Source organism: Klebsiella sp. MBT K-1 (genome assembly GCF_002556465.1).
Lineage (GTDB): Bacteria > Pseudomonadota > Gammaproteobacteria > Enterobacterales > Enterobacteriaceae > Klebsiella > Klebsiella grimontii.
In genome coordinates this window covers 259,156-281,109 of sequence record NZ_PDEL01000008.1, presented here as the reverse complement: position 1 = coordinate 281,109, position 21,954 = coordinate 259,156, and the positions used below count along the sequence as shown (strand labels likewise).

At 53.4% G+C, this 21,954-nt stretch carries 24 protein-coding genes and 1 other RNA gene; 12 read left to right on the top strand and 13 right to left on the bottom strand.

The features are described 5' to 3' along the window. Positions 1 to 4 precede the first annotated feature (4 nt). Entirely contained in the window at positions 5 to 1,165 is a 1,161-nt protein-coding gene (pheA, locus tag CMQ96_RS14605) for a bifunctional chorismate mutase/prephenate dehydratase (RefSeq protein WP_024358391.1), read from the top strand. On the opposite strand, the gene CMQ96_RS14600 is transcribed toward pheA, so the two are convergent. The 3 genes from CMQ96_RS14600 to aroF form a co-directional block, all read right to left on the bottom strand. After that, complete coding sequence (locus CMQ96_RS14600) at positions 1,162 to 2,034, bottom strand: SMP-30/gluconolactonase/LRE family protein (protein WP_004136936.1); 873 nt, start codon at positions 2,032 to 2,034, stop codon at positions 1,162 to 1,164. The two genes, pheA and CMQ96_RS14600, sit on opposite strands and share 4 nt — an antisense overlap. Positions 2,035 to 2,102: 68 nt before the next feature. Next, positions 2,103 to 3,224, bottom strand: coding sequence for a bifunctional chorismate mutase/prephenate dehydrogenase (gene tyrA / locus CMQ96_RS14595; protein ID WP_004136934.1), 1,122 nt, complete (start codon positions 3,222 to 3,224; stop codon positions 2,103 to 2,105). A gap of 9 nt (positions 3,225 to 3,233) precedes the next feature. Then, positions 3,234 to 4,304, bottom strand: coding sequence for a 3-deoxy-7-phosphoheptulonate synthase AroF (aroF, locus tag CMQ96_RS14590; protein ID WP_098066970.1), 1,071 nt, complete (start codon positions 4,302 to 4,304; stop codon positions 3,234 to 3,236). A 344-nt stretch (positions 4,305 to 4,648) separates the two neighbouring features. Here aroF and CMQ96_RS14585 point away from each other — a divergent pair, with 344 nt between their 5' ends. From CMQ96_RS14585 to CMQ96_RS14575, 3 genes are read left to right on the top strand one after another with little or no spacing between them, the layout of a single operon-like run. Continuing rightward, positions 4,649 to 5,158 carry a YfiR family protein gene (locus CMQ96_RS14585; RefSeq protein ID WP_049250678.1) on the top strand — a complete coding sequence of 170 codons (510 nt, stop codon included), beginning with the start codon at positions 4,649 to 4,651 and terminating at the stop codon, positions 5,156 to 5,158. Continuing rightward, positions 5,151 to 6,374, top strand: a complete 1,224-nt coding sequence (gene dgcN / locus CMQ96_RS14580; RefSeq protein WP_004136930.1) for a diguanylate cyclase DgcN — start codon at positions 5,151 to 5,153, stop codon at positions 6,372 to 6,374. Before CMQ96_RS14585 ends, dgcN begins: the two co-directional genes overlap by 8 nt. Positions 6,375 to 6,385: 11 nt before the next feature. Then, complete coding sequence (locus tag CMQ96_RS14575; RefSeq protein ID WP_098066969.1) at positions 6,386 to 6,868, top strand: OmpA family protein; 483 nt, start codon at positions 6,386 to 6,388, stop codon at positions 6,866 to 6,868. A gap of 5 nt (positions 6,869 to 6,873) precedes the next feature. Here CMQ96_RS14575 and CMQ96_RS14570 read toward each other — a convergent pair whose 3' ends face one another. The 7 genes from CMQ96_RS14570 to ffh all read right to left on the bottom strand — a co-directional run bounded on the left by CMQ96_RS14570 (position 6,874) and on the right by ffh (position 12,456). Continuing rightward, on the bottom strand, positions 6,874 to 8,244 hold the full coding sequence (locus CMQ96_RS14570; protein ID WP_049086776.1) for a PepSY domain-containing protein: 1,371 nt from the start codon (positions 8,242 to 8,244) through the stop codon (positions 6,874 to 6,876). A 54-nt stretch (positions 8,245 to 8,298) separates the two neighbouring features. Next, complete coding sequence (locus CMQ96_RS14565) at positions 8,299 to 8,736, bottom strand: DUF2946 domain-containing protein (protein ID WP_049086775.1); 438 nt, start codon at positions 8,734 to 8,736, stop codon at positions 8,299 to 8,301. Positions 8,737 to 8,856: 120 nt separating this feature from the next. Next, positions 8,857 to 9,204, bottom strand: a complete 348-nt coding sequence (rplS, locus tag CMQ96_RS14560; protein ID WP_004104634.1) for a 50S ribosomal protein L19 — start codon at positions 9,202 to 9,204, stop codon at positions 8,857 to 8,859. 39 nt (positions 9,205 to 9,243) lie between these two features. After that, positions 9,244 to 10,011, bottom strand: coding sequence for a tRNA (guanosine(37)-N1)-methyltransferase TrmD (trmD, locus tag CMQ96_RS14555; RefSeq protein ID WP_004104636.1), 768 nt, complete (start codon positions 10,009 to 10,011; stop codon positions 9,244 to 9,246). A 46-nt stretch (positions 10,012 to 10,057) separates the two neighbouring features. Next, positions 10,058 to 10,606: a ribosome maturation factor RimM gene (gene rimM, locus CMQ96_RS14550; RefSeq protein ID WP_004123774.1), complete on the bottom strand. Its 549-nt coding sequence runs from the start codon at positions 10,604 to 10,606 to the stop codon at positions 10,058 to 10,060. Positions 10,607 to 10,624: 18 nt separating this feature from the next. After that, positions 10,625 to 10,873 (bottom strand): 30S ribosomal protein S16, encoded by a 249-nt coding sequence (rpsP, locus tag CMQ96_RS14545; RefSeq protein ID WP_004123777.1) that lies wholly within the window; start codon positions 10,871 to 10,873, stop codon positions 10,625 to 10,627. Positions 10,874 to 11,088: 215 nt separating this feature from the next. Further along, complete coding sequence (ffh, locus tag CMQ96_RS14540) at positions 11,089 to 12,456, bottom strand: signal recognition particle protein (RefSeq protein ID WP_004123779.1); 1,368 nt, start codon at positions 12,454 to 12,456, stop codon at positions 11,089 to 11,091. 164 nt (positions 12,457 to 12,620) lie between these two features. On the opposite strand from ffh, the gene CMQ96_RS14535 reads away from it, so the two are divergent. Then, on the top strand, positions 12,621 to 13,412 hold the full coding sequence (locus CMQ96_RS14535; protein ID WP_004123787.1) for an inner membrane protein YpjD: 792 nt from the start codon (positions 12,621 to 12,623) through the stop codon (positions 13,410 to 13,412). 18 nt (positions 13,413 to 13,430) lie between these two features. After that, on the top strand, positions 13,431 to 14,720 hold the full coding sequence (locus tag CMQ96_RS14530) for an HlyC/CorC family transporter (RefSeq protein ID WP_004853327.1): 1,290 nt from the start codon (positions 13,431 to 13,433) through the stop codon (positions 14,718 to 14,720). Positions 14,721 to 14,785: 65 nt separating this feature from the next. On the opposite strand, the gene grpE is transcribed toward CMQ96_RS14530, so the two are convergent. Further along, positions 14,786 to 15,376 carry a nucleotide exchange factor GrpE gene (grpE, locus tag CMQ96_RS14525; protein ID WP_004123793.1) on the bottom strand — a complete coding sequence of 197 codons (591 nt, stop codon included), beginning with the start codon at positions 15,374 to 15,376 and terminating at the stop codon, positions 14,786 to 14,788. Between the two features lie 124 nt (positions 15,377 to 15,500). Here grpE and nadK point away from each other — a divergent pair, with 124 nt between their 5' ends. The 3 genes from nadK (at position 15,501) to bamE (ending at position 18,616) form a co-directional block, all read left to right on the top strand. After that, positions 15,501 to 16,379 (top strand): NAD(+) kinase, encoded by an 879-nt coding sequence (nadK, locus tag CMQ96_RS14515; RefSeq protein WP_004104646.1) that lies wholly within the window; start codon positions 15,501 to 15,503, stop codon positions 16,377 to 16,379. Between the two features lie 86 nt (positions 16,380 to 16,465). Beyond that, complete coding sequence (gene recN / locus CMQ96_RS14510; protein ID WP_024358397.1) at positions 16,466 to 18,127, top strand: DNA repair protein RecN; 1,662 nt, start codon at positions 16,466 to 16,468, stop codon at positions 18,125 to 18,127. 147 nt (positions 18,128 to 18,274) lie between these two features. Beyond that, positions 18,275 to 18,616 (top strand): outer membrane protein assembly factor BamE, encoded by a 342-nt coding sequence (gene bamE, locus CMQ96_RS14505; protein ID WP_004123807.1) that lies wholly within the window; start codon positions 18,275 to 18,277, stop codon positions 18,614 to 18,616. 65 nt (positions 18,617 to 18,681) lie between these two features. Here the strand turns inward: bamE and CMQ96_RS14500 are convergent, their stop codons facing one another. Together CMQ96_RS14500 and CMQ96_RS14495 are read right to left on the bottom strand one after the other, a co-directional pair. Further along, a complete protein-coding gene (locus CMQ96_RS14500; protein WP_098066968.1) occupies positions 18,682 to 18,972 on the bottom strand; it encodes an RnfH family protein in 291 nt (96 codons plus the stop codon). Beyond that, positions 18,962 to 19,399, bottom strand: a complete 438-nt coding sequence (locus tag CMQ96_RS14495; protein WP_004104653.1) for a type II toxin-antitoxin system RatA family toxin — start codon at positions 19,397 to 19,399, stop codon at positions 18,962 to 18,964. The genes CMQ96_RS14500 and CMQ96_RS14495 overlap by 11 nt, the downstream gene beginning before the upstream one ends. A 149-nt stretch (positions 19,400 to 19,548) precedes the next feature. Between CMQ96_RS14495 and smpB the strand changes: the two genes are divergently transcribed. From smpB to CMQ96_RS14480, 3 genes are all read left to right on the top strand, one after another. After that, positions 19,549 to 20,031, top strand: coding sequence for an SsrA-binding protein SmpB (smpB, locus tag CMQ96_RS14490; RefSeq protein ID WP_004104655.1), 483 nt, complete (start codon positions 19,549 to 19,551; stop codon positions 20,029 to 20,031). A gap of 144 nt (positions 20,032 to 20,175) precedes the next feature. Then, positions 20,176 to 20,539, top strand: a transfer-messenger RNA (tmRNA) gene (gene ssrA, locus CMQ96_RS14485). Between the two features lie 166 nt (positions 20,540 to 20,705). Beyond that, on the top strand, positions 20,706 to 21,953 hold the full coding sequence (locus CMQ96_RS14480; RefSeq protein ID WP_098066967.1) for an integrase domain-containing protein: 1,248 nt from the start codon (positions 20,706 to 20,708) through the stop codon (positions 21,951 to 21,953). Position 21,954 lies beyond the last annotated feature (1 nt).

The window sequence follows — 21,954 nt, the reverse complement described above, 5'->3', positions numbered from 1 at the left end:
ACATATGACCGAGGAAAACCCATTACTGGCGCTACGCGATAAGATCAGCGCTCTGGATGAGAAGCTGCTGGCGCTGCTGGCGGAACGCCGCGGCCTGGCCGTAGAGGTAGGAAAAGCCAAGCTGGCATCGCATCGCCCGGTGCGGGATATCGACCGCGAGCGGGACCTGCTGGAACGCCTGATGACGTTGGGAAAAAAACATCATCTCGATGCCCACTACATCACGCGCCTGTTCCAGCTGATCATTGAAGACTCGGTCCTTACCCAACAAACGCTACTGCAGCAGCACCTCAATAAAATCAATCCGCACTCCGCCCGCGTGGCGTTTCTCGGACCGAAAGGTTCATATTCACATCTTGCGGCCCGCCAGTATGCCGCCCGCCACTTTGAACAGTTTATCGAAAGCGGCTGTGCGAAATTCGCCGATATCTTTGAGCAAGTGGAGACGGGCCAGGCCGACTATGCCGTGGTCCCTATTGAAAATACCAGCTCCGGCGGCATCAATGATGTTTACGATCTTCTGCAGCACACTACTTTATCTATCGTCGGCGAGCTGACTCTGCCTATCGATCACTGCGTGCTGGTTTCAACATCCACCGACGCGCAACAGATTACGACGGTCTACAGCCATCCGCAGCCGTTCCAGCAGTGCAGCCAGTACCTCAGCCGCTATCCGCACTGGAATATTGAATATACCGATAGCACCTCCTCAGCGATGGAAAAAGTCGCTCAGGCTAAATCGCCGACCGTGGCCGCCCTGGGCAGCGAAGCAGGCGGAGCGCTGCACGGTTTGCAGGTACTGGAACATTGTCAGGCTAACCAAACGCAAAATATCACCCGCTTCCTGGTTCTGGCGCGTAAAGCGGTGGAAGTATCCGATCAGGTTCCCGCAAAAACCACGCTGTTGATGGCCACCGGCCAGCAAGCCGGGGCCCTGGTAGAAGCGCTGCTGGTGCTGCGAAACCATAACCTGATCATGACCAAGCTGGAGTCGCGTCCCATTCACGGTAATCCGTGGGAAGAGATGTTTTATCTGGATATCCAGGCCAACCTGGAATCACTGCCCATGCGTAAAGCCTTAAAAGAGCTGGCCGAGATAACCCGTTCCATGAAGGTGCTGGGCTGTTATGCCAGCGAAAACGTGGTACCGGTCGATCCGGTTTAACGCTCTATAAACGGCAATTTCTTCATCCCTGCCACGCTAACCGGCAGGGTGAAGATGGCCCCGGAAAGCGGATATTTCGCCACTTCCTCAGCATCCATATTCTCCCGCGTGGTGGTGATATAGAGCGTCTTCATATCCGTTCCGCCAAAACAGACCATCGTCGGGCAACGCACCGGTAAACGATGCTCCTCCAGCTGCTCGCCCGTCGGTGAAAAGCGGGCAATACGCCAACCGTCAAACATCGCGCTCCAGTAGCAACCTTCAGCATCGATGGCCGCGCCATCAGGAATTCCCTCACCCGGATGAAAACGGCGAAAGACCTCGCGTTTCCCCGCCTCGCCCCGCTTATCGAGAGGTGTTCGATAGATAACGGCATTCGGCGTATCCGAGGTATACATCCAACGCTTGTCTTCGCTAAACGCCAGACCGTTAGCGCCGTGAATATCGCACTGGATAACCTGCGGGGAGAGATCGCTATCGATGCGCATCAAGAGCGCGCCGTTAAAATCGCCCGGCCCCCAGAAAGTTCCGGCATAAAAACGGCCGTCGCGATCGGTTCCGCCATCATTAAAGCGTGCTAATTGCGGATTACTGGGGTTATCGCAGACTTTTCGCTGCAGCAGGCCATGCGCATCCGTGAGCCAGATACCGCTACGTAAAGCGACGATAAAACCGCCCTTCGCGCGCAGGGCAAAACAACCGGGCTCCTCGGGAAACTGTAATACCTGATGTTCACCCGTCCGCACGTCGTAACGATGAATCTCGCACTCCATAATATCGGCCCAGTACAAGGCCTGTTCGGCTTCGCTCCAGGTCGGACACTCCGGTAAATGCCCGGTATAATCAAACAGCGGTTGTGGTTCAGCCATCGTTTTCATCCCTATAAAAAAAGCCAGCGGGTCACCCCTCTGGCTTTATTGTATACGCGTTTTACGCCTTACTGCCGATTATCATTCGCCTGGCGCAGCAACGTCCGGCTTTCGCTCTGGAAGCGCTGGGCATAGTCCCCGAACCAGTGTTCAACCTTACGGAAGCTATCGATAAACGCCTGTTTATCCCCCTGCTCCAGCAGGCCGATAGCTTCACCGAAACGCTGGTAGTATCGCTTAATCAGCGCCAGGTTATTTTCCGAGGACATAATAATGTCAGCGTAGAGCTGCGGATCCTGGGCAAACAGTCGGCCAACCATCGCCAGCTCCAGACGATAAATTGGCGACGAGAGCGCTAAAAGTTGCTCAAGACGCACGTTCTCTTCGGCCAGATGCAGGCCATAAGCGAAGGTAGCAAAGTGGCGCAACGCCTGAATAAAGGCCATGTTCTGGTCGTGTTCGACGGCGCTGATACGATGCAACCGAGCGCCCCAGACCTGAATTTGCTCAAGAAACCACTGGTAGGCCTCAGGCTGGCGGCCATCGCAATACACCACTACCTGCTTCGCCAGGCTGCCGCTATCAGGACCAAACATAGGATGCAGACCCAATACCGGACCTTTATGCGCAGCCAGCATCGCCTGCAGCGGTTCCGCTTTCACCGAAGCCAAATCGACCAGGATGCAGTCCGCCGGCAGCGGAGGCAGCTGAGCAATCGTCGCCGCCGTGATATGAATCGGCACGCTGACGATAACCATACCGGCATCGGCGACAATCTCGTCCGCCCGCGACCAGTCGTCTTTCTCCAGGATACGAACCTGATATCCGGAAAGCGTCAGCATTTTCTCAAACAGACGCCCCATTTGCCCGCCGCCACCGACAATAACGACCGGACGCAGGTTCGGATAAAGCGTTTTAAAACCTTTATCGTTTTCGCTGGAATAAGACTCACGCATGACGCGACGCAGGACATCTTCGATAAGATCCGGCGGAACCCCAAGCGCAGCAGCCTCCTCACGGCGGGAGGCCAGCATCGCCGATTCACGCTCAGGGACGTAAATCGGCAGGCCATAATGGCTTTTAACCTCTCCGACTTGCGCTACCAGCTCCAGGCGCTTCGCCAGCAGCTCCAGCAGCGCTTTATCGACTTCATCAATTTGATCGCGTAACGCGGTCAGTTCAGCAACCATACAATCCTCTTACGCCAGACGAGTCGCCAGATGGCCTCGCAGATCCTTATCAAGTTCGCGGAGCAGCGCATCGGTGGTTTCCCAACTAATGCAGGCATCGGTCACCGAGACGCCGTATTTCATATCGCAACGCGGCTGCTCAGAGGACTGATTACCTTCGTGGATATTGCTCTCAATCATCAGACCAATAATGGAACGGTTACCATCTTTGATCTGCGCGACCACGGATTCCGCAACCGCGGGCTGACGGCGGTAGTCTTTATTCGAATTCCCATGGCTGCAATCTACCATCAGGGAAGGCTTCAGTCCCGCCTGAGTCATCTCTTTTTCGCACTTCGCGACGTCTTCCGGGCCATAGTTTGGCGCTTTCCCACCGCGCAAAATGACGTGACCGTTCGGGTTGCCCTGGGTTTGCAGCAGGCACACCTGTCCAGCCTGGTTGATGCCGACGAAACGGTGCGGCATTGCGGCAGCGCGCATCGCGTTAATGGCGGTGGCAAGGCTACCGTCGGTGCCGTTTTTAAACCCAACCGGCATCGACAGGCCTGAAGCCATTTCGCGGTGAGTCTGGGATTCCGTCGTACGCGCGCCGATAGCGGACCAGCTAAACAGATCGCCGAGGTACTGAGGACTATTTGGATCCAACGCTTCCGTCGCCAACGGTAGCCCCATATTGACCAGTTCAACCAGCAGATGACGCGCAATCTTCAGGCCGCCTTCCACATCAAAAGAACCATCCATATGCGGATCGTTAATCAGCCCTTTCCAGCCAACGGTGGTACGGGGTTTTTCAAAATAGACGCGCATGACCAGATAGAGGCTATCGCTGACCTCTGCGGCAAGAGCTTTAAAACGACGAGCGTACTCAATGGCGGTTTCAGGATCGTGAATTGAGCAAGGACCACACACCACCAGCAAGCGCGGATCGCGACCGGCGATGATGTCAGAGATGGTCTGCCGAGAGTGCGCGATCTGCGCTTCCTGCTCAACGCTCAAAGGGAATTCAGCTTTCAACTGATCCGGAGTGATCAAAACCTGTTCATCGGTAATATGTACGTTGTTCAGCGCGTCTTTTTGCATGATTGCGATCCTGTATAGCTCGTTTGCGATAGTTATTGCCTCAGCGAGGATGACGTAACGATACCACACAAAGTAAAGATTTCAATCCATATTCCGTAAATTTTACTTTACACATGGAAATTAAATCGCGCTAAACTCCCTTTATATTGTACATTATTATTTACACATAGCGATTTAACGCCCGTTACTCCCTTTTTAAAAGCGATTCTTTTACGAAAAATCCTGGTGAGAATTATCTTAAAGCGGCGAGGCTGGCTAATGACGCTTTTCATCAATAATGCTATTCTTCGCCCGGGTTTCAGCAATCTGCATCCCCCACGCAATGACAACCTGACGGAACCGTAATGACTGTTCTTCACCGTCTCTTTTTGACTTTAGTACTATCACTCGTGGGTATCTCTGCTGTTGCCTCCGGACCGTCTGAAAATGTTCGGACGATCGTTTCGGGGATCGTGACTTATACACGCTGGCCGCAATTATCAGGTCCTCCAAGGCTATGTATTTTTTCGACATCACGTTATATCCATAGCCTGGCCGAAGAAGCACCGGAAATATTGCCTTATAAACCCGTGATTGTTCGTAATACAGAAGAAGCCTTACAGACGACCTGCGATGGTTTTTATTTTGGCAGTGAATCACCGATCCAACAGTCTGAATTTACGGCCAAATATGGAAACCGGCCCCTATTACTTATTGCGGAACAAAACACCGATTGCTCTATTGGCAGCGCTTTTTGCCTGCTTATAAACAATGAGAGAGTCAGATTTTCCGTAAATCTGGATGTACTGACGCACAGCGGCGTTCGGGTTAATCCCGAGGTACTGATGCTTGCCCGGAAAACATCACATGAATAAGGATTTTTCTCAGGCCCCGCGCCCCACATTTAAAAGAGCGCTGCGCCGTATCAGCATGATAAGCGTGGTGATCTCTATGACACTGGTCTGGCTGTTACTCTGCGCCGCTTCCATATTCACACTTAAGCAATACGCACAAAAAAACCTGGAGCTTACCGCCGCTACCATGGGCCGCAGCCTGGAAGCCGCGCTCGTTTTTGGCGATAGCGCAGCGGCTGAAGATACGCTGGCCACGCTGGGAAGACAGGGGCAATTCTCCAAAGCCATTCTGGTCGATGGCCGACAAAAGCCCTTCGCCTCATGGCATAACGAGCGGCTGGTCAGGCAGGATAAAATCAGCGACGTTATCAGCAAATGGCTATTCCCTGACCCCACGGTACAGCCTATCTGGCACCAGGGGAAAATCATCGGTGAACTCCGTCTGACCGCGCTGGACCGGCTGATAAGCTATTTTCTTGGCATCTCAATTATTGTGCTCACCGGCAGCATTTTTCTTGCTTCCTGCATCGCCTTGCTCCTGACCCACTCGCTGCACCGCGGCATTGTGGCTGCGTTACAGAGCATTACCGAAGTGGTGCATGATATTCGCGAAAATCGCCATTTTTCTCGCCGGGTCCCCGAAGAGCGCATTGAAGAATTCCACCTGTTTGCCCAGGACTTTAATAGCCTATTGGGCGAAATGGAGGACTGGCAGCGGCAGCTTCAGGCTAAAAATGCCCAGCTCCTGCGCAGTTCATTGCACGATCCGTTAACCGGTCTGGCTAACAGAGCGGCTTTCCGTAATGTCATTAATGAGCTGATGAAAGACGAAACCGTCCACAGTAGTTCCGCGCTGTTATTTCTTGATGGCGATAACTTCAAGCTTATTAACGATAACTGGGGCCATGCAGCTGGCGATAAAGTGTTAATTGAAGTCGCGAGCCGCCTGATGGCCTTTGTCGGCAAACAGCATCAGGCGTGGCGTCTCGGCGGCGATGAATTTGCCATTCTGCTACGCGATGTGCATTCAGAGACCGAAGTTCAGGCCCTGTGCCGTGCGTTGTCCGAACAGTTTATCCAGCCATTTAATCTCCACAATGGCCACACCACCAGTCTGTCACTGAGTATTGGATACGCTTTAACCTGGGAACATGCCTCCGCGGAAAATCTGCAAGAGCTTGCCGATCAAAATATGTATCGGATGAAACACCAGCGCTTGCAGCAAACGCAAAAATAAAAGGAATCACCATGATTGGGAAATATTTTGCACCTGCTTTACTTGCCGCAATTTTTTTTAGCGGCTGCCAGGCTCCGCAAGGAAAATTCTCTGCAGAACAAATTGCAGCAATGAAGTCATACGGCTTTACTGAAACCAACGGCGACTGGTCATTAGGAATATCTGATACCATCTTATTTGATAAAAATGATTACCACCTGCGTGCCGATAGCAAGCAGCAAATCCGCACGATGGCTTCACGCCTGGCCACCACCGGTATTACCCACAGCCGCCTCGAAGGCCATACTGATAATTACGGCGAAGATGGCTACAACGAAATGTTATCGCTTAAGCGCGCCAACAGCGTTGCGGATGCATGGGCCGAAGGGGCGAATATTCCGCGCGCCAATTTGACCACTCGCGGACTCGGGAAAAAGTATCCGATAGCCAGTAACGATACCGCGAAAGGACGCGCTGAAAACCGCCGCGTCACGGTGGTTATCAGCACGCCTTAAACAACCTATTCGACTGATTTAGCCTCTAACATCGCCGTTGCTGCGCGCCAGCGCAGATAATCAACGGCGAGACATAGCGCGAGGCTGCCCCCCATTAGCGGCAGCGCTACCCCCAACAACACCGCAATAACGGCAGTCAGCAGACGAGCGGGCCATGCTAATCCAAACCACGCCTGTATCAACGTATTGGCCGGGTTAGCCGCCGCGCGCGCCGGGCGGCGGATCCACCACAAGCGGTATCCCACCACTATCATCACGCAGAGTGCGGTTCCGAACGCGATAAGCAATAGCTGATTAACAAGGCCGAACAAAATTCCCATATGGAAATCAACCCCCCAGCGGGTCAGCTTGGCCATGAGCGGAAAGTCGGAAAAATGCGTACGGTCCACGATCCGCATCGTTGACCCCTCGATCGCGACAGCATCAACCTGGGTTGGCCAGCTTCTGTCGATTTCATTTACCGTCCACGCGCGCCCGGGGCCCGACGGCGGTCGAATCTCCAGCTTGCCGGCATCCAACCCCGCAGCGCGTGCGGCCAGCAGAATCTTGTCAAACTCCTCTACGCGCAGCGGCGATGCCGCCTCGCCCATCATCTTGCTTCCCATATGATGTTCCGCATGCGAATCGTGAACTGCCGGAACGGCGCTTTCCAGCTGCGTATTCACCTGTGGCGTCAGCCAACCAAAGGCGGCGCGCATCTTATCGACGTTACCACCGGCCCATTGTGACCAGGTTAAACCGGTCGCAGAGAATATGAGCATACCGACCAGCAATGCCCATCCGAGAGAGACATGCAGGCGGCGGCTATTCTGCATCTTATTGTTAATGCGACGACGCGGGCGGGTCATCGACCACAGCGCGATCCCACCGAGAGCGGCAACCCACATCCAGGACGCAGCGAGCTCGCTGTACAGGCGGCCAACGCTCCCCAGGAGCAATGAGCGGTGGGCATAATCAATCCACTGACGCAGCGGCAAAATACCGCTGGTACCGTAAACCGGCAGATCTCCTTTCACGCTTAACGTCACCGGATCGACAAAAATTGCCCGCGTTTCCGACTCGCCAAGGTTCGGGTCAATAAACATCACTCGGGTAGTATCGCCAGCCAGTATCCCCGGGCGTACCGCATGCAGGCGCAGGTTTCCCTGTATAGCCTCTGTTGCTACGGTAATTTGCGCGCTGAGCGGCTGTTTTTCTCCACTGAGCGTACCGCGAAGCGCATTCTGATAGAGCCAGCTTTCCAGCTGTGGAGTGGCGACATATAGCGTACCGGTCAGAGCCGCCGCAAAAATAAACGGTCCGATAAACAGTCCGATATAGAAATGAAGACGCCGCAGCAGGTTCAGCCATGCCGCGCGCGAGGTGCAGGTAGTCATACTTTTCCTTTTTTAAAAGCAAAAGAGAACGTTGCGCAGTGCGCAGGTTATTTTTTATGTAAGGGGGAAAGCAGACGGACGCGGCGGCGCTCGGGTAAGAGGATAAAGCCAGGGAAAGTAATGCCAGTGTTTGTGTACTGGTCGGCTAACAGGGACCCGCTGGCGTCGAAGCACCATGACAAGCAGCAGCATCAGCGCGAAAATCAGGCCTGGCACGTGAGCTAACAGCACGCAGTAGCCACAGGCTTCAGCATGATCGAGCGGTACGCCGTGCGAGCGTTGCGGCGTCGAAGCGTCGGCGTGCATCATCGCCATCTGATGTAATGGCGCATCTTCCGCCATCGTCATCATTGCGTGGTGCATCCCGCTCATCGGATCTTTTTGCAAAGCGACTGAGATCAACGGCGCCACCACGATCAGCGCGATCGCAAACAGCGCCAGCCATGCGGCCCGCCGTTGAGATGCTGATTGATGAAGAATATCGCTGACCACCGCCCCTCCGAATAAGGGCCGTATTGTAAATGATTCACAATAAAATGGTTAAAATAAAGATAAAAAAAGGGCCAGCCCATCAGGCCAGCCCTCTCATTCAGGATGTCGCGAAAGCGAATCTTAGTTAAGACGCTCTTTGATACGAGCAGACTTACCGGTACGCTCACGCAGGTAGTACAGTTTAGCTTTACGTACAGCACCACGACGTTTGACAGAAATGCTGTCAACTACCGGAGAGTGAGTCTGGAAGACACGCTCAACGCCTTCGCCGTTGGAAATTTTACGAACAGTGAATGCAGAGTGCAGACCGCGGTTACGAATAGCGATAACCACGCCCTCGAATGCCTGCAGACGTTTTTTGGAACCTTCAACAACCCATACTTTCACTTCCACGGTATCACCCGGACGGAAGGAAGGTACGTCCTGCTTCATCTGTTCTTGTTCAAGTTGCTTAATAATGTTGCTCATAATTTAATCTCTTATCCTGGGTAAACTGATATTGGGGGCTTACGCCATCCCATCATGTTTATGCTGCTGTTGCGCGAGTTCCTTTTTGAACTCCGCCAGCAACCTTGCTTGCTCTTCAGTCAGAGCCAGGTTTTCCAAAAGTTCAGGTCTTCTAAGCCAGGTCCGGCCCAGCGACTGCTTCAGACGCCAGCGACGTATCTCAGCGTGGTTTCCCGACAGCAATACCGGCGGTACTTCCATACCTTCTAACACTTCAGGCCGCGTATAGTGCGGGCAATCCAGCAATCCTTCAGCAAAAGAGTCCTCGATTGCTGAAGCTTCATGACCCAGAACCCCCGGAATAAACCGGGAAACGGAGTCAATCAGCGTCATTGCCGGTAGCTCGCCACCGCTGAGAACGTAATCGCCGATTGACCATTCTTCATCAATCTCGGTCTGAATTACGCGCTCATCTACGCCTTCGTAGCGACCGCATACCAAAATCAGCTTCTGATTGGTTGCCAGTTCGCTGACGCCCGCTTGATCAAGCTTGCGTCCCTGAGGTGAAAGATAAATCACCTTTGCGCCTTCACCTGCCGCGGCTTTTGCTGCATGAATGGCATCCCGTAAAGGTTGCACCATCATTAACATCCCCGGTCCGCCGCCGTAAGGACGATCGTCCACGGTACGGTGTCGGTCATGAGCGAAATCACGAGGACTCCAGCTCTGGATGCTCAGCAGGCCATTTTTTACTGCCCGGCCAGTTACCCCGTAATCGGTAATTGCGCGGAACATTTCAGGAAACAGGCTAACGATACCTATAAACACAAGCCAATCCCCATAGCGCCGTTTTTTTACCGTTTATCCGGAGAATTTAAAAACCAGGATCCCAATCTACTTCGATAGTACGAGTAGCGAGATCGACTTTCTTGATAACCTGCCCATCGAGGAACGGAACCAGCCGCTCCTTGATACCAAATGCATCTTTCAGGTTTGCCTTGATGACGAGAACGTCATTAGATCCAGTTTCCATCATATCGATGACTTTACCGAGACCATAGCCTTCAGTGGTCACTACCTGGCAGCCCATCAGGTCTTTCCAGTAATAGTCACCCTCTTCAAGCGCAGGCAGCTGCGATGAATCCACGACAATTTCGCAATTAGTCAAAAGATTCGCTGCATCGCGATCGTCAATGCCTTTCAGCTTAATGACGATATCCTGATTGTGGTGGCGCCAGCTTTCCAGCTCAACAACCTGCCACTGACCCGCCTTCTGGATAAACCAGGGCTGATAGTCAAAAATGCTTTCGGCGTCTTCGGTGGAGGAAAACACTCTGAGCCAACCACGGATACCGTAGGAAGAACCCATCTTGCCTAATACAATCGGTTCAACAGGTGCTTGTGCGGTGTGTTGCTTGCTCATCATGACCACCGTGACAGATTAAGCTGCTTTGTTAGCGGCTTTGATCAGCGCAGCTACGCGATCGGAAACAGTAGCGCCCAGGCCAACCCAGTGAGCGATACGATCCAGATCCAGACGAGTTCCTTCTTCGGTCGCAGAAGCGATCGGGTTGAAGAAACCAACGCGCTCAATGAAGCGACCGTTGCGTGCATTACGGCTGTCGGTAACAACAACCTGGTAGAACGGACGCTTTTTCGCGCCGTGACGTGCTAAACGAATAGTAACCATAACATCCTCTTGTGTGAATAAAACACCGGGCCCCATCGAGGAACGGAGCCCGGTGTCATATTAAAAGCCCGAAAATTTTACTGATTTCTGGGGAAATTGCAATCAGCAGTTATAAACTCTGCCGTGGAAGGCCCCCTAAATGGGGTAACTGAGCCAGAGCGCGCCAACAATGGATAAAAAAAGAAGCGCGCCCCGACAGCAAAATAGCGACGATACTATCGCCCCCCGGGGAACCCAGGCGGCATCATACCTTTCATTCCGCGCATCATCTTCATCATGCCGCCTTTCGACTTCATCTTCTTCATCATGCGCTGCATATCGTCAAACTGTTTGAGCAGACGGTTAACATCCTGCACCTGCATTCCGCAGCCTGCGGCGATGCGGCGCTTGCGCGAACCTTTAATAATTTCCGGTTTCGCGCGCTCTTTTAGCGTCATCGAGTTGATGATGGCTTCCATACGCACCAGCACCTTATCGTCCATCTGCGATTTAACGTTGTCCGGTATCTGTCCCATGCCCGGCAGCTTGCCCATCAGGCTGGCCATACCGCCCATGTTTTTCATCTGCCGCAGCTGTTCAAGGAAATCGGTGAGATCAAAACCGTCGCCTTTTTTCAGTTTGGAAGCCAGCTTTTCAGCCTGCGCACGGTCAACCTTACTTTCGATATCTTCGATCAGCGACAGAACGTCGCCCATGCCGAGAATACGGGAAGCGATACGGTCCGGGTGGAACGGCTCCAGCGCTTCGGTTTTCTCGCCAACGCCAAGGAATTTAATCGGCTTGCCGGTGATATGACGAATCGACAGCGCCGCACCGCCGCGGGCGTCGCCGTCCACTTTGGTCAGCACGACCCCGGTCAACGGCAGGGCCTCGTTAAACGCTTTCGCCGTGTTCGCCGCATCCTGGCCGGTCATCGCATCGACAACAAACAGGGTTTCTACTGGATTGAGAGACGCATGAACCTGCTTAATCTCATCCATCATCGCTTCATCAACGTGCAGACGACCGGCGGTATCCACCAGCAGCACGTCGTAGAATTTGAGCTTCGCTTCCTTCAGCGCGGCATTAACGATATCAACCGGCTTCTGACCTACGTCAGACGGGAAGAAATCAACGCTAACCTGCTCGGCCAGCGTTTCCAGCTGCTTGATCGCCGCAGGGCGATAGACGTCAGCGGAAACCACCAGCACTTTCTTCTTGTGCTTTTCACGCAGGAACTTACCCAGCTTCGCGACGCTGGTGGTTTTACCCGCCCCCTGCAAACCGGCCATCAGCACCACGGCTGGCGGCTGCGCGGCTAAATCCAGCGCCTGGTTCTCTTCGCCCATCGCGGCAACCAGTTCGTTGCGCACGATTTTGACGAACTCCTGGCCCGGGGTCAGGCTTTTGTTGACTTCATGACCTACCGCGCTTTCTTTTACGCGGTTGATGAAGTCACGTACCACAGGCAGAGCAACGTCCGCCTCCAGCAGCGCCATACGCACTTCGCGCAGGGTATCTTTAATATTGTCTTCAGTAAGGCGTCCGCGGCCGCTAATGTTGCGCAGCGTACGCGACAAACGATCGGTTAAATTATCAAACATTGTCTCTCGCCTGAGGTGGAAACGGTCGGTCGCCGCAGCGACACAAAAACGGAATGGGCGCAGTATAACACGACATAAACGCGAATGTGCTGCAACGGTTGGAGCCAGAGTCGCGTGACGCTATACTGCTTCTCTTTACTATTTAGTCAACAGTCGACGCCCATATGCCTGTTTTTGCTCTACTCGCTCTTGTCGCCTACTCCATCAGCCTCGCGCTGATCGTCCCTGGCCTGCTGCAAAAAAACAGCAGCTGGCGGCGGATGGCGATTCTTTCCGCAACTATTGCGTTGATTTGTCACGCCTTCGCGCTAGAGTCACGCATTTTTCCCGGCGGCGAAAGCGGGCAGAACCTCAGTCTATTAAACGTGGGATCGCTGGTCAGCCTGATGATCTGTACGGTGATGACCATCGTCGCTTCGCGTAATCGCGGCTGGCTATTGCTGCCCATTGTTTACACCTTCGCCTTAATCAACCTCGCGTTCGCGACCTTTATGCCGAACGAGTACATCACGCATCTGGAAACCACGCCGGGGATGTTGGTCCATATCGGCCTGTCGCTCTTTTCTTATGCTACCCTGATTATCGCTGCGCTTTACGCGCTGCAGCTGGCGTGGATTGACTATCAGCTAAAGAATAAAAAGCTGACCTTCAGTAGCGAAATGCCGCCGCTGATGAGCATTGAACGTAAAATGTTCCACATCACCCAGATAGGCGTGGTGCTATTAACCCTGACGCTGTGCACCGGGTTGTTTTATATGCACAACCTGTTTAGCGCGGAAAACATTGATAAAGCAGTACTGTCTATTATTGCGTGGTTCGTTTATATCGTCCTGCTTTGGGGCCACTATCATGAAGGGTGGCGCGGACGCCGGGTCGTCTGGTTTAACGTGACTGGCGCAGGGCTGCTGACGCTGGCCTACTTTGGTAGCCGCGTATTGCAACAGTTCATGAGCTAAGTCTTTAAGGAAGCCCAAGTGGAACATATCTCCACCACCACGCTGATCGTAACGCTGATCGTCATGGTGGTTATCTCCGCCTATTTCTCCGGTTCAGAAACCGGCATGATGACGCTAAACCGCTATCGCCTGCGTCATATGGCCAAGCAGGGCAATCGTCAGGCAAAACGCGTCGAAAAGCTCCTGCGTAAGCCTGACCGTCTCATTAGCCTGGTTCTCATTGGCAATAACCTCGTCAACATTCTTGCCTCGGCGTTGGGCACCATTGTGGGCATGCGCCTGTACGGCGATGCCGGCGTCGCCATTGCCACCGGCGTCCTGACGTTTGTGGTGCTGGTGTTTGCCGAAGTGCTGCCAAAAACCATTGCGGCGCTCTATCCGGAAAAGGTCGCCTATCCCAGCAGCCTCCTGCTCGCGCCGCTGCAAATACTGATGATGCCGCTGGTGTGGTTGCTCAACACGATTACCCGCATTCTGATGCGCATGATGGGCATTAAAACCGACATTGTCATTAGCGGGGCATTAAGCAAAGATGAGCTGCGTACTATCGTTAATGAATCACGTTCGCAGATCTCCCGCCGCAATCAGGACATGCTGCTCTCCGTGCTGGACCTCGAGAAAGTCAGCGTTGACGACATCATGGTCCCGCGCAACGATATTGTCGGTATCAATATTAACGACGACTGGAAATCCATCGTCCGCCAGCTGACTCACTCTCCGCACGGGCGCATCGTGCTGTACCGCGACACGCTGGACGATGCCATCAGCATGCTGCGGGTACGCGAAGCTTATCGCCTGATGACCGAGAAAAAAGAGTTCACAAAAGAAGTCATGCTGCGCGCCGCCGATGAAATTTACTTCGTGCCGGAAGGAACGCCGCTCAGTACGCAGCTGGTGAAATTCCAGCGCAATAAAAAGAAAGTGGGTCTGGTCGTTGATGAATATGGCGACATTCAGGGACTGGTTACGGTTGAGGATATCCTCGAAGAGATCGTCGGCGATTTTACGACTTCAATGTCGCCTACGCTTGCTGAAGAGGTGACGCCGCTTAATGATGGCTCAGTGATTATCGATGGAACCGCCAACGTACGGGAAATCAACAAGGCATTTAACTGGCATCTCCCGGAAGATGAAGCGCGAACCATTAACGGTATCATCCTCGAAGCACTCGAAGAGATCCCCGCTCCGGGTACCCGCGTACGCATCGAACAGTATGATATCGATATTCTTGATGTTCAGGAGAATATGATTAAACGGGTGAAGGTGATGCCGGTTAAACCCATTCGCGAGAGCGTGGCTGAGTCATAGCCACCCTGCGGAACTGGCAGAAGGGAATAGAAAAACGGCCACCTCGCGGTAGCCGTTTCGCTTATTTACTTCGCTTTCGCGACGGTGACCATCGCCGCGCGAATAGTACGACCGTTCAGGGTATAACCCTTTTGCATAACGCCCAGCACGTTGCCTGGCGCGACGTCTTCGGACTCAACCATCGCAATGGCCTGATGGACGTTCGGATCCAGCGGCACGTTCGTATCGCCAATCACTTCCACGCCGAACTTACGTACCACGTCGAGCATGGACTTCAGCGTCAGTTCGATGCCTTCAACCATCGGCGCCATATCCGGGTTAGCTTTATCAGCGACTTCCAGCGCGCGATCCAGGCTGTCGATGACCGGCAGCAGCTCGTTGACGAATTTCTCCAGCGCAAACTTATGCGCTTTTTCGATATCCAGCTCGGTACGGCGGCGCAGGTTATCTTCATCGGCTTTCGCACGCAGCAATACTTCACGTTCGCGCTTCTGCGCTTCAGCAAGCTGAGCTTCCAGATTCGCAATTTTTTCATCGCGCGGATCCACCTGCTCAGCCGAAACCTCAGGCTCTACCGCCTCAACGTCGTCGTGCTGCTCCGTGATAATTTCTTCCGGGGCTTGCCCCTCAGGCGTTTTCTGTTCTTTACTACTCATGAATTTCTCCGCGTTTTTTTCGCATTCATCTCGCTAACTTCGCTTATTATGGGGATCAGTTTCCTGGTTTCAAGGGAACGCGGCCAGATTGTCACTATTCATTTAACGCAAGGACATCCAGATCATGAAGAACCACTTCAAGTGTATAGGCATTGTGGGACACCCTCGTCACCCAACCGCGCTGACCACACATGAAATGCTCTGGCGCTGGCTGTCCAGCAAAGGTTATGAAGTGCTGGTTGAGCAGCAAATCGCGCATGAACTGCAGCTCAGCAATGTGAAGACCGGGACGCTGGCCGAAATTGGCCAACAGGCAGACCTGGCCGTCGTGGTTGGCGGCGATGGCAATATGCTCGGCGCAGCGCGTACGCTGGCGCGCTACGACATTAACGTTATTGGGATTAACCGCGGCAACCTCGGTTTTCTGACCGATCTCGACCCGGATAACGCGCTACAGCAGCTCGCCGATGTGCTCGAAGGCCACTATATCGCCGAAAAACGCTTTCTGCTGGAAGCTCAGGTGTGTCAGCAGGATTGCCAGAAGCGCATCAGCACGGCAATTAATGAAGTTGTCCTGCACCCCGGCAAAGTGGCGCATATGATTGAGTTTGAAGTTTACATTGATGAGGTGTTTGCTTTCTCTCAGCGCTCCGATGGCCTGATTATCTCCACGCCCACCGGCTCCACGGCTTATTCACTCTCTGCCGGAGGGCCGATTCTCACGCCTTCACTGGATGCTATCACCCTGGTCCCCATGTTCCCGCATACGCTCTCGGCACGCCCGCTGGTGATCAACGGTGACAGCACCATTCGCCTGCGCTTTTCTCAACGCTGTAGCGACCTCGAAATTAGCTGCGATAGCCAGATAGCGCTTCCAATTCAGGATGGTGAAGATGTGCTGATCCGCCGCTGTGATTATCACCTTAATCTCATCCATCCAAAAGATTACAGCTATTTCAATACATTAAGCACCAAGCTTGGCTGGTCGAAAAAATTGTTCTGATTTTATAGCCAGCCCCTTTACTGGATAAAAAACCAGATTATACTGTACGAAAACACAGTAATGGTTTTTCATACAGGAAGGCAGCTATGTTGGCACAACTCACTATTAGTAATTTTGCTATTGTCCGTGAGCTTGAAATCGATTTTCACAGCGGTATGACCGCCATTACCGGCGAGACCGGCGCCGGTAAATCGATCGCTATCGACGCGCTGGGGCTGTGCCTCGGTGGTCGGGCGGAAGCCGATATGGTGCGCAGAGGCGCCAACCGGGCTGATCTATGCGCCCGCTTCTCCCTGAAAGACACACCTGCCGCTCAGCGCTGGCTGGAACAGAACCAGCTGGAAAACGGGCGTGAGTGTTTACTTCGCCGCGTCATCAGCGCAGACGGCCGCTCTCGCGGTTTTATTAACGGCACGGCTGTCCCTTTATCCCAGCTTCGCGATCTGGGTCAACTGCTTATCCAGATCCACGGCCAGCATGCCCACCAGCTGCTGACTAAACCCGAACACCAGAAGACGCTGCTTGATGGCTATACCGGTGAGTATGCGCTTACTCAGATAATGGCAGAGCGCTATCGTCAGTGGCATAAAAGCTGTCGCGATCTGGCGCAGCATCAGCAGCAAAGCCAGGAGCGCGCAGCCCGTGCGGACCTGCTGCAATATCAATTAAAAGAGCTAAACGAGTTCAACCCGCAGTCGGGTGAATTCGAACAAATTGACGAAGAGTACAAACGTCTGGCTAACAGCGGTCAGCTGCTGACGACCTGCCAGCATGCGCTGACGGTACTGGCGGACGGCGAAGAATCCAACCTGCAGAGTCAACTGTACGCCGCGAAGCAGCTGGTCAGCGAGCTGGCAGGTATGGACAGTAACCTCTCCGGGGTACTCGATATGCTTGAAGAGGCGTCTATCCAGCTTAGCGAAGCAACGGACGAACTGCGCCATTATCACGATCGCCTCGATCTCGATCCGAACCGCCTGTTTGAGCTGGAGCAGCGTATATCCCGACAGATCGCCCTGGCGCGGAAGCATCAAATCACGCCCGAAGAGCTTCCTGACCTTTACCAATCACTACTGGAAGAGCAGCGTATGCTGGATGATAGCGCCGGTTCTCTGGAATCTCTTAGCCAACTGGTCGTTGAGCATCATCAGCTGGCGCTGGATACGGCAAAGCAGCTGCATACCCTGCGCCAAAATAGCGCCGATGAATTGACTCGGCTAATTACGGAGAGTATGCACTCACTCTCGATGCCGCACGGTGTGTTCGCCATTGATGTCGCGTTTGATGAACGCCACCTTACGGCTGAAGGCGCGGACCATATCGAATTCCGCGTCACCACTAACCCGGGTCAGCCGCTGCAGCCGATTGCTAAAGTTGCCTCCGGAGGCGAGCTGTCACGTATTGCGCTGGCGATTCAGGTCATCACCGCGCGTAAGATGGAAACTCCGGCATTGATTTTCGATGAAGTGGATGTCGGCATCAGCGGCCCTACGGCGGCGGTCGTCGGTAAACTGCTGCGTCAATTAGGCGAATCAACCCAGGTGATGTGCGTCACCCACTTACCGCAGGTTGCCGGTTGTGGACATCACCATTTCTTCGTCTGCAAGGAAACGGACGGTGAAATGACCGAGACGCACATGCACCCTCTGGATAAACGCGCTCGTTTGCAGGAACTGGCCCGCCTGCTGGGCGGTAGTGAAGTCACTCGTAATACCCTGGCAAACGCGAAAGAGTTGCTTGCCGCCTAAACTTTTTGATTTTCACAGAGTCATAGTGAACAGCAAATTGCCGATAGACCTGCAGCCGAAGGTTCCCAACCGGGCAAAGGTCTATTATCATCGGCATATTACAGATGAGCCACGTACTGCTCGGGCCCAAAAAGGAATCAAATCACTATGCGCTGTAAAATGCTGACTGCTGCCGCAGCGGTTCTTCTTATGTTGACCGCAGGCTGTTCCACTCTGGAACGAGTGGTTTACCGTCCTGACATCAACCAGGGTAACTATCTGGCACCAACCGACGTAGCAAAAATTCGTGTCGGCATGACGCAACAACAGGTTGCCTATGCTCTTGGTACCCCGATGATGTCGGATCCGTTTGGCACCAATACCTGGTTCTACGTTTTCCGTCAGCAGCCTGGGCATGAAAAAGTTACCCAACAGACGCTTACCCTGACCTTCAACAGCAGCGGTGTGCTGACCAACATTGATAACAAACCTGCCCTGACGGCGGAGTAAGGCTATCAATATGCAAAAAGCGCTCAATGAGCGCTTTTTTTATCTCTGAGCTTTGCGCGAAACGGTTACTTTCCCGCGCTCTTCTCAGCCCGCTGGCGACGCAGCTCTTTCGGGTCTGCAATCAGCGGCCGATAGATCTCTACCCGATCGCCATCGTGGACCCGATCCTGAAGCTTCGCCGGGCGGCTAAAAATACCCACCTTGTTCTTCGCCAGATCGATATCATCACGCAGCGCCAGAAGACCGCTGGCCACGATCGCCTGCTCGACCGTCGCGCCCTCTTCCAGCTTAACGCTTTGCAGATACTGCTTTTCCGGCAACGCGTAGGCTACTTCAACGACGATGTTAGCCAGCACTGTAGACCTCTTTTGCCCGCGTCGTGAACGCCTGCACCATATTCATGGCCAGCTCTTTGAAAATGCGACCAAACGCCATTTCAATCAGCTTATTGGTGAATTCAAAATCGAGATGAAACTCAATTTTGCACGCTTCCGGGCTTAGGGGGATAAATTTCCAACCGCCAATCAGCTTCTTAAACGGACCATCGACCAGACTCATGAGAATACTTTGGTTACTGGTCAGCGTATTTCGCGTTGTGAAGGTCTTGCTGATACCCGCTTTGGATACGTCAACCGCCGCGGTCATCTGCGTCGGCCCGAGCTCCAAAACCCGGCTACCGGTACAGCCCGGCAGAAAATCAGGGTAGGACTTCACATCATTTACCAGTTGATACATCTGTTCCGCACTGAACGGCACCAGGGCGGTACGGCTAATCTGAGGCATAGCAGGTTCCACATATAAACACGGTGCAAATAATATCATTTATCTGCTGCTAAAAAAAACGCTGTACCGCAACTCGTGCTAAGATAGCCCATTACGCCTCGCGGGAAGATTGAGGTACGACTGTTTTAAGACGATGACTTCAGGATATTATGACTAAGAAAAAAGCCCACAAACCTGGATCAGCCACCATAGCGCTGAATAAACGCGCCCGTCATGAATACTTTATCGAAGATGAATACGAGGCTGGTCTTGCCCTGCAGGGATGGGAAGTAAAATCTCTCCGCGCAGGTAAAGCCAACATAGGTGATAGCTATGTCATTTTGAAAGATGGCGAAGCCTATCTGTTTGGCGCCAACTTTACGCCAATGGCCGTTGCTTCCACTCACTACGTCTGCGACCCGACGCGTACCCGCAAGCTCCTGCTCAACCAGCGTGAACTGGATACCCTGTACGGGCGTATCAACCGCGAAGGTTACACTGTGGTCGCTCTTTCGCTGTACTGGAAGAACGCCTGGTGCAAAGTCAAAATCGGCGTAGCGAAAGGTAAAAAGCAGCACGACAAGCGTACCGATATCAAAGACCGCGAGTGGGCGGTAGATAAAGCCCGAATTATGAAGCACGCGGGTCGTTAATTCCCCTTTCCATCAGGGTCAGTTTTGCTGACCCTGACGCTATATCATTGTTGATGCTGATTTTTCACCCAACCTGACGCCATAATCCTCGAAACGAGGGCTGGTAAGCGCATTCATAAATCTGTTATACTCAACATACACATTGGGGCTGATTCTGGATTCGACGGGATTTGCGAAACCCAAGGTGCATGCCGAGGGGCGGTTGGCCTCGTAAAAAGCCGCAAAAAAATAGTCGCAAACGACGAAAACTACGCTTTAGCAGCTTAATAACCTGCTCTGAGCCCTCTCTCCCTAGCTTCCGCTCTTAAGACGGGGATCAAAGAGAGGTCAAACCCAAAAGAGATCGCGTGGAGGCCCTGCCTGGGGTTGAAGCGTTAAAACTAATCAGGCTAGTCTGGTAGTGGCGTGTCTGTCCGCAGGTGCCAGGCGAATGTAAAGACTGACTAAGCATGTAGTACCGAGGATGTAGGAATTTCGGACGCGGGTTCAACTCCCGCCAGCTCCACCAAACATTCATTCATGATGCATCATGAACCTTAAAAAAGCCTGTAACTTCAACGAGTTGCAGGCTTTTTTGTTGCATGTGTGGTCATGATCTCTGTATGAATCTTGAGCATTATGTATCTTGTTTTGCACCGCGTTGCCAGAACGCTAAAAAAACAAGGTGCAAAAACATGCCTAAGGTATTGAAATCCCTAACCAATACCGAGATCGCTGCCGCCAAGCCGCAGAAGACCGAGTATATGCTGCGCGATGGCGACGGACTGGCGTTGTTGATTAAGCCATCCGGCAGAAAGATCTGGTACTTCGAATACACTCCCCCGGCGCTGAAAAAACGGACCAAAATCAGCATTGGCCCCTATCCGGTAGTCACCCTCGCCATGGCGCGAGATTTCAGGTTGCAATACCGGCGTTTACTCGTGCAGGGCATCGACCCGCAGGCCCATCTGGAGCAGGTTGCAGAGGAGCAACGACTCCAGAATGAATGCACGCTGGAAAAAGTTGCGGAACAATGGCTCAAAGAGAAGAAACGGACCAGCGATCTTAGCGAAGATCACGCCAAAGATGTCTGGCGTTCGCTGGAGATGCATGTCTTCCCTTCTCTGGGTAACACGCCCGTCATCGAGATCCGCCCGAAGATGCTCAAGGAACATCTCACCCCGCTGGAAGAACAGGGCATCCTCGAAACGCTGCGGCGGGTTATCTCACGGCTCAATGAAATATTCCGCTTCGCCATCTCCGAAGAGCTCATCGAGTTCAATCCGGCTGACAACCTGGTCGCCCGCTTCAAAAAACCGAAAAAGCAGAATATGCCCGCCCTTCACCCCAGTGAACTGGGCAGGCTAATGCTGGCGCTACAGAACGCATCTATCCGCAAGGAAACCCGCTGTCTGATCGAATGGGAGCTACTGACCTGGGTTCGCCCCGGCGAAGCCGTCAGCGCCCGCTGGTGCGACATTGATATGAAAAAAGCGGAATGGCGCATCCCCGATACTTTTATGAAGATGAACCGTTCGCACACGGTGCCGCTCAGCAAACAGGCGCTGCGCGTTCTTCAGGTTATGGAGCCCGTCAGTCGCCATCGCCCGTGGGTTTTCCCCAGTATCCGCAAACCACTGGAGCATATGCACCAGCAGACCGCGAACGCCGCGCTTATCCGCATGGGGTTTGGCGGCGAACTGGTCGCCCACGGCATGCGCAGCATCGCCAGAACGGCGGGCGCAGGTCATTTTCCCCGCGAAGTCCTGGAGTCTGCGCTGGCACACCAGAAAGAAGACGAGATCGAAGCGGCCTACAACCGCAGCGACTATCTGGAACAAAGGCGACCGCTGATGCAGTGGTGGGGAAACTACGTTGATGCCGCCAGACGGCAGGCATTGCTCGGTGAAGAAGAACCGCTGCGGATCGTGGAAGGAGAATAAT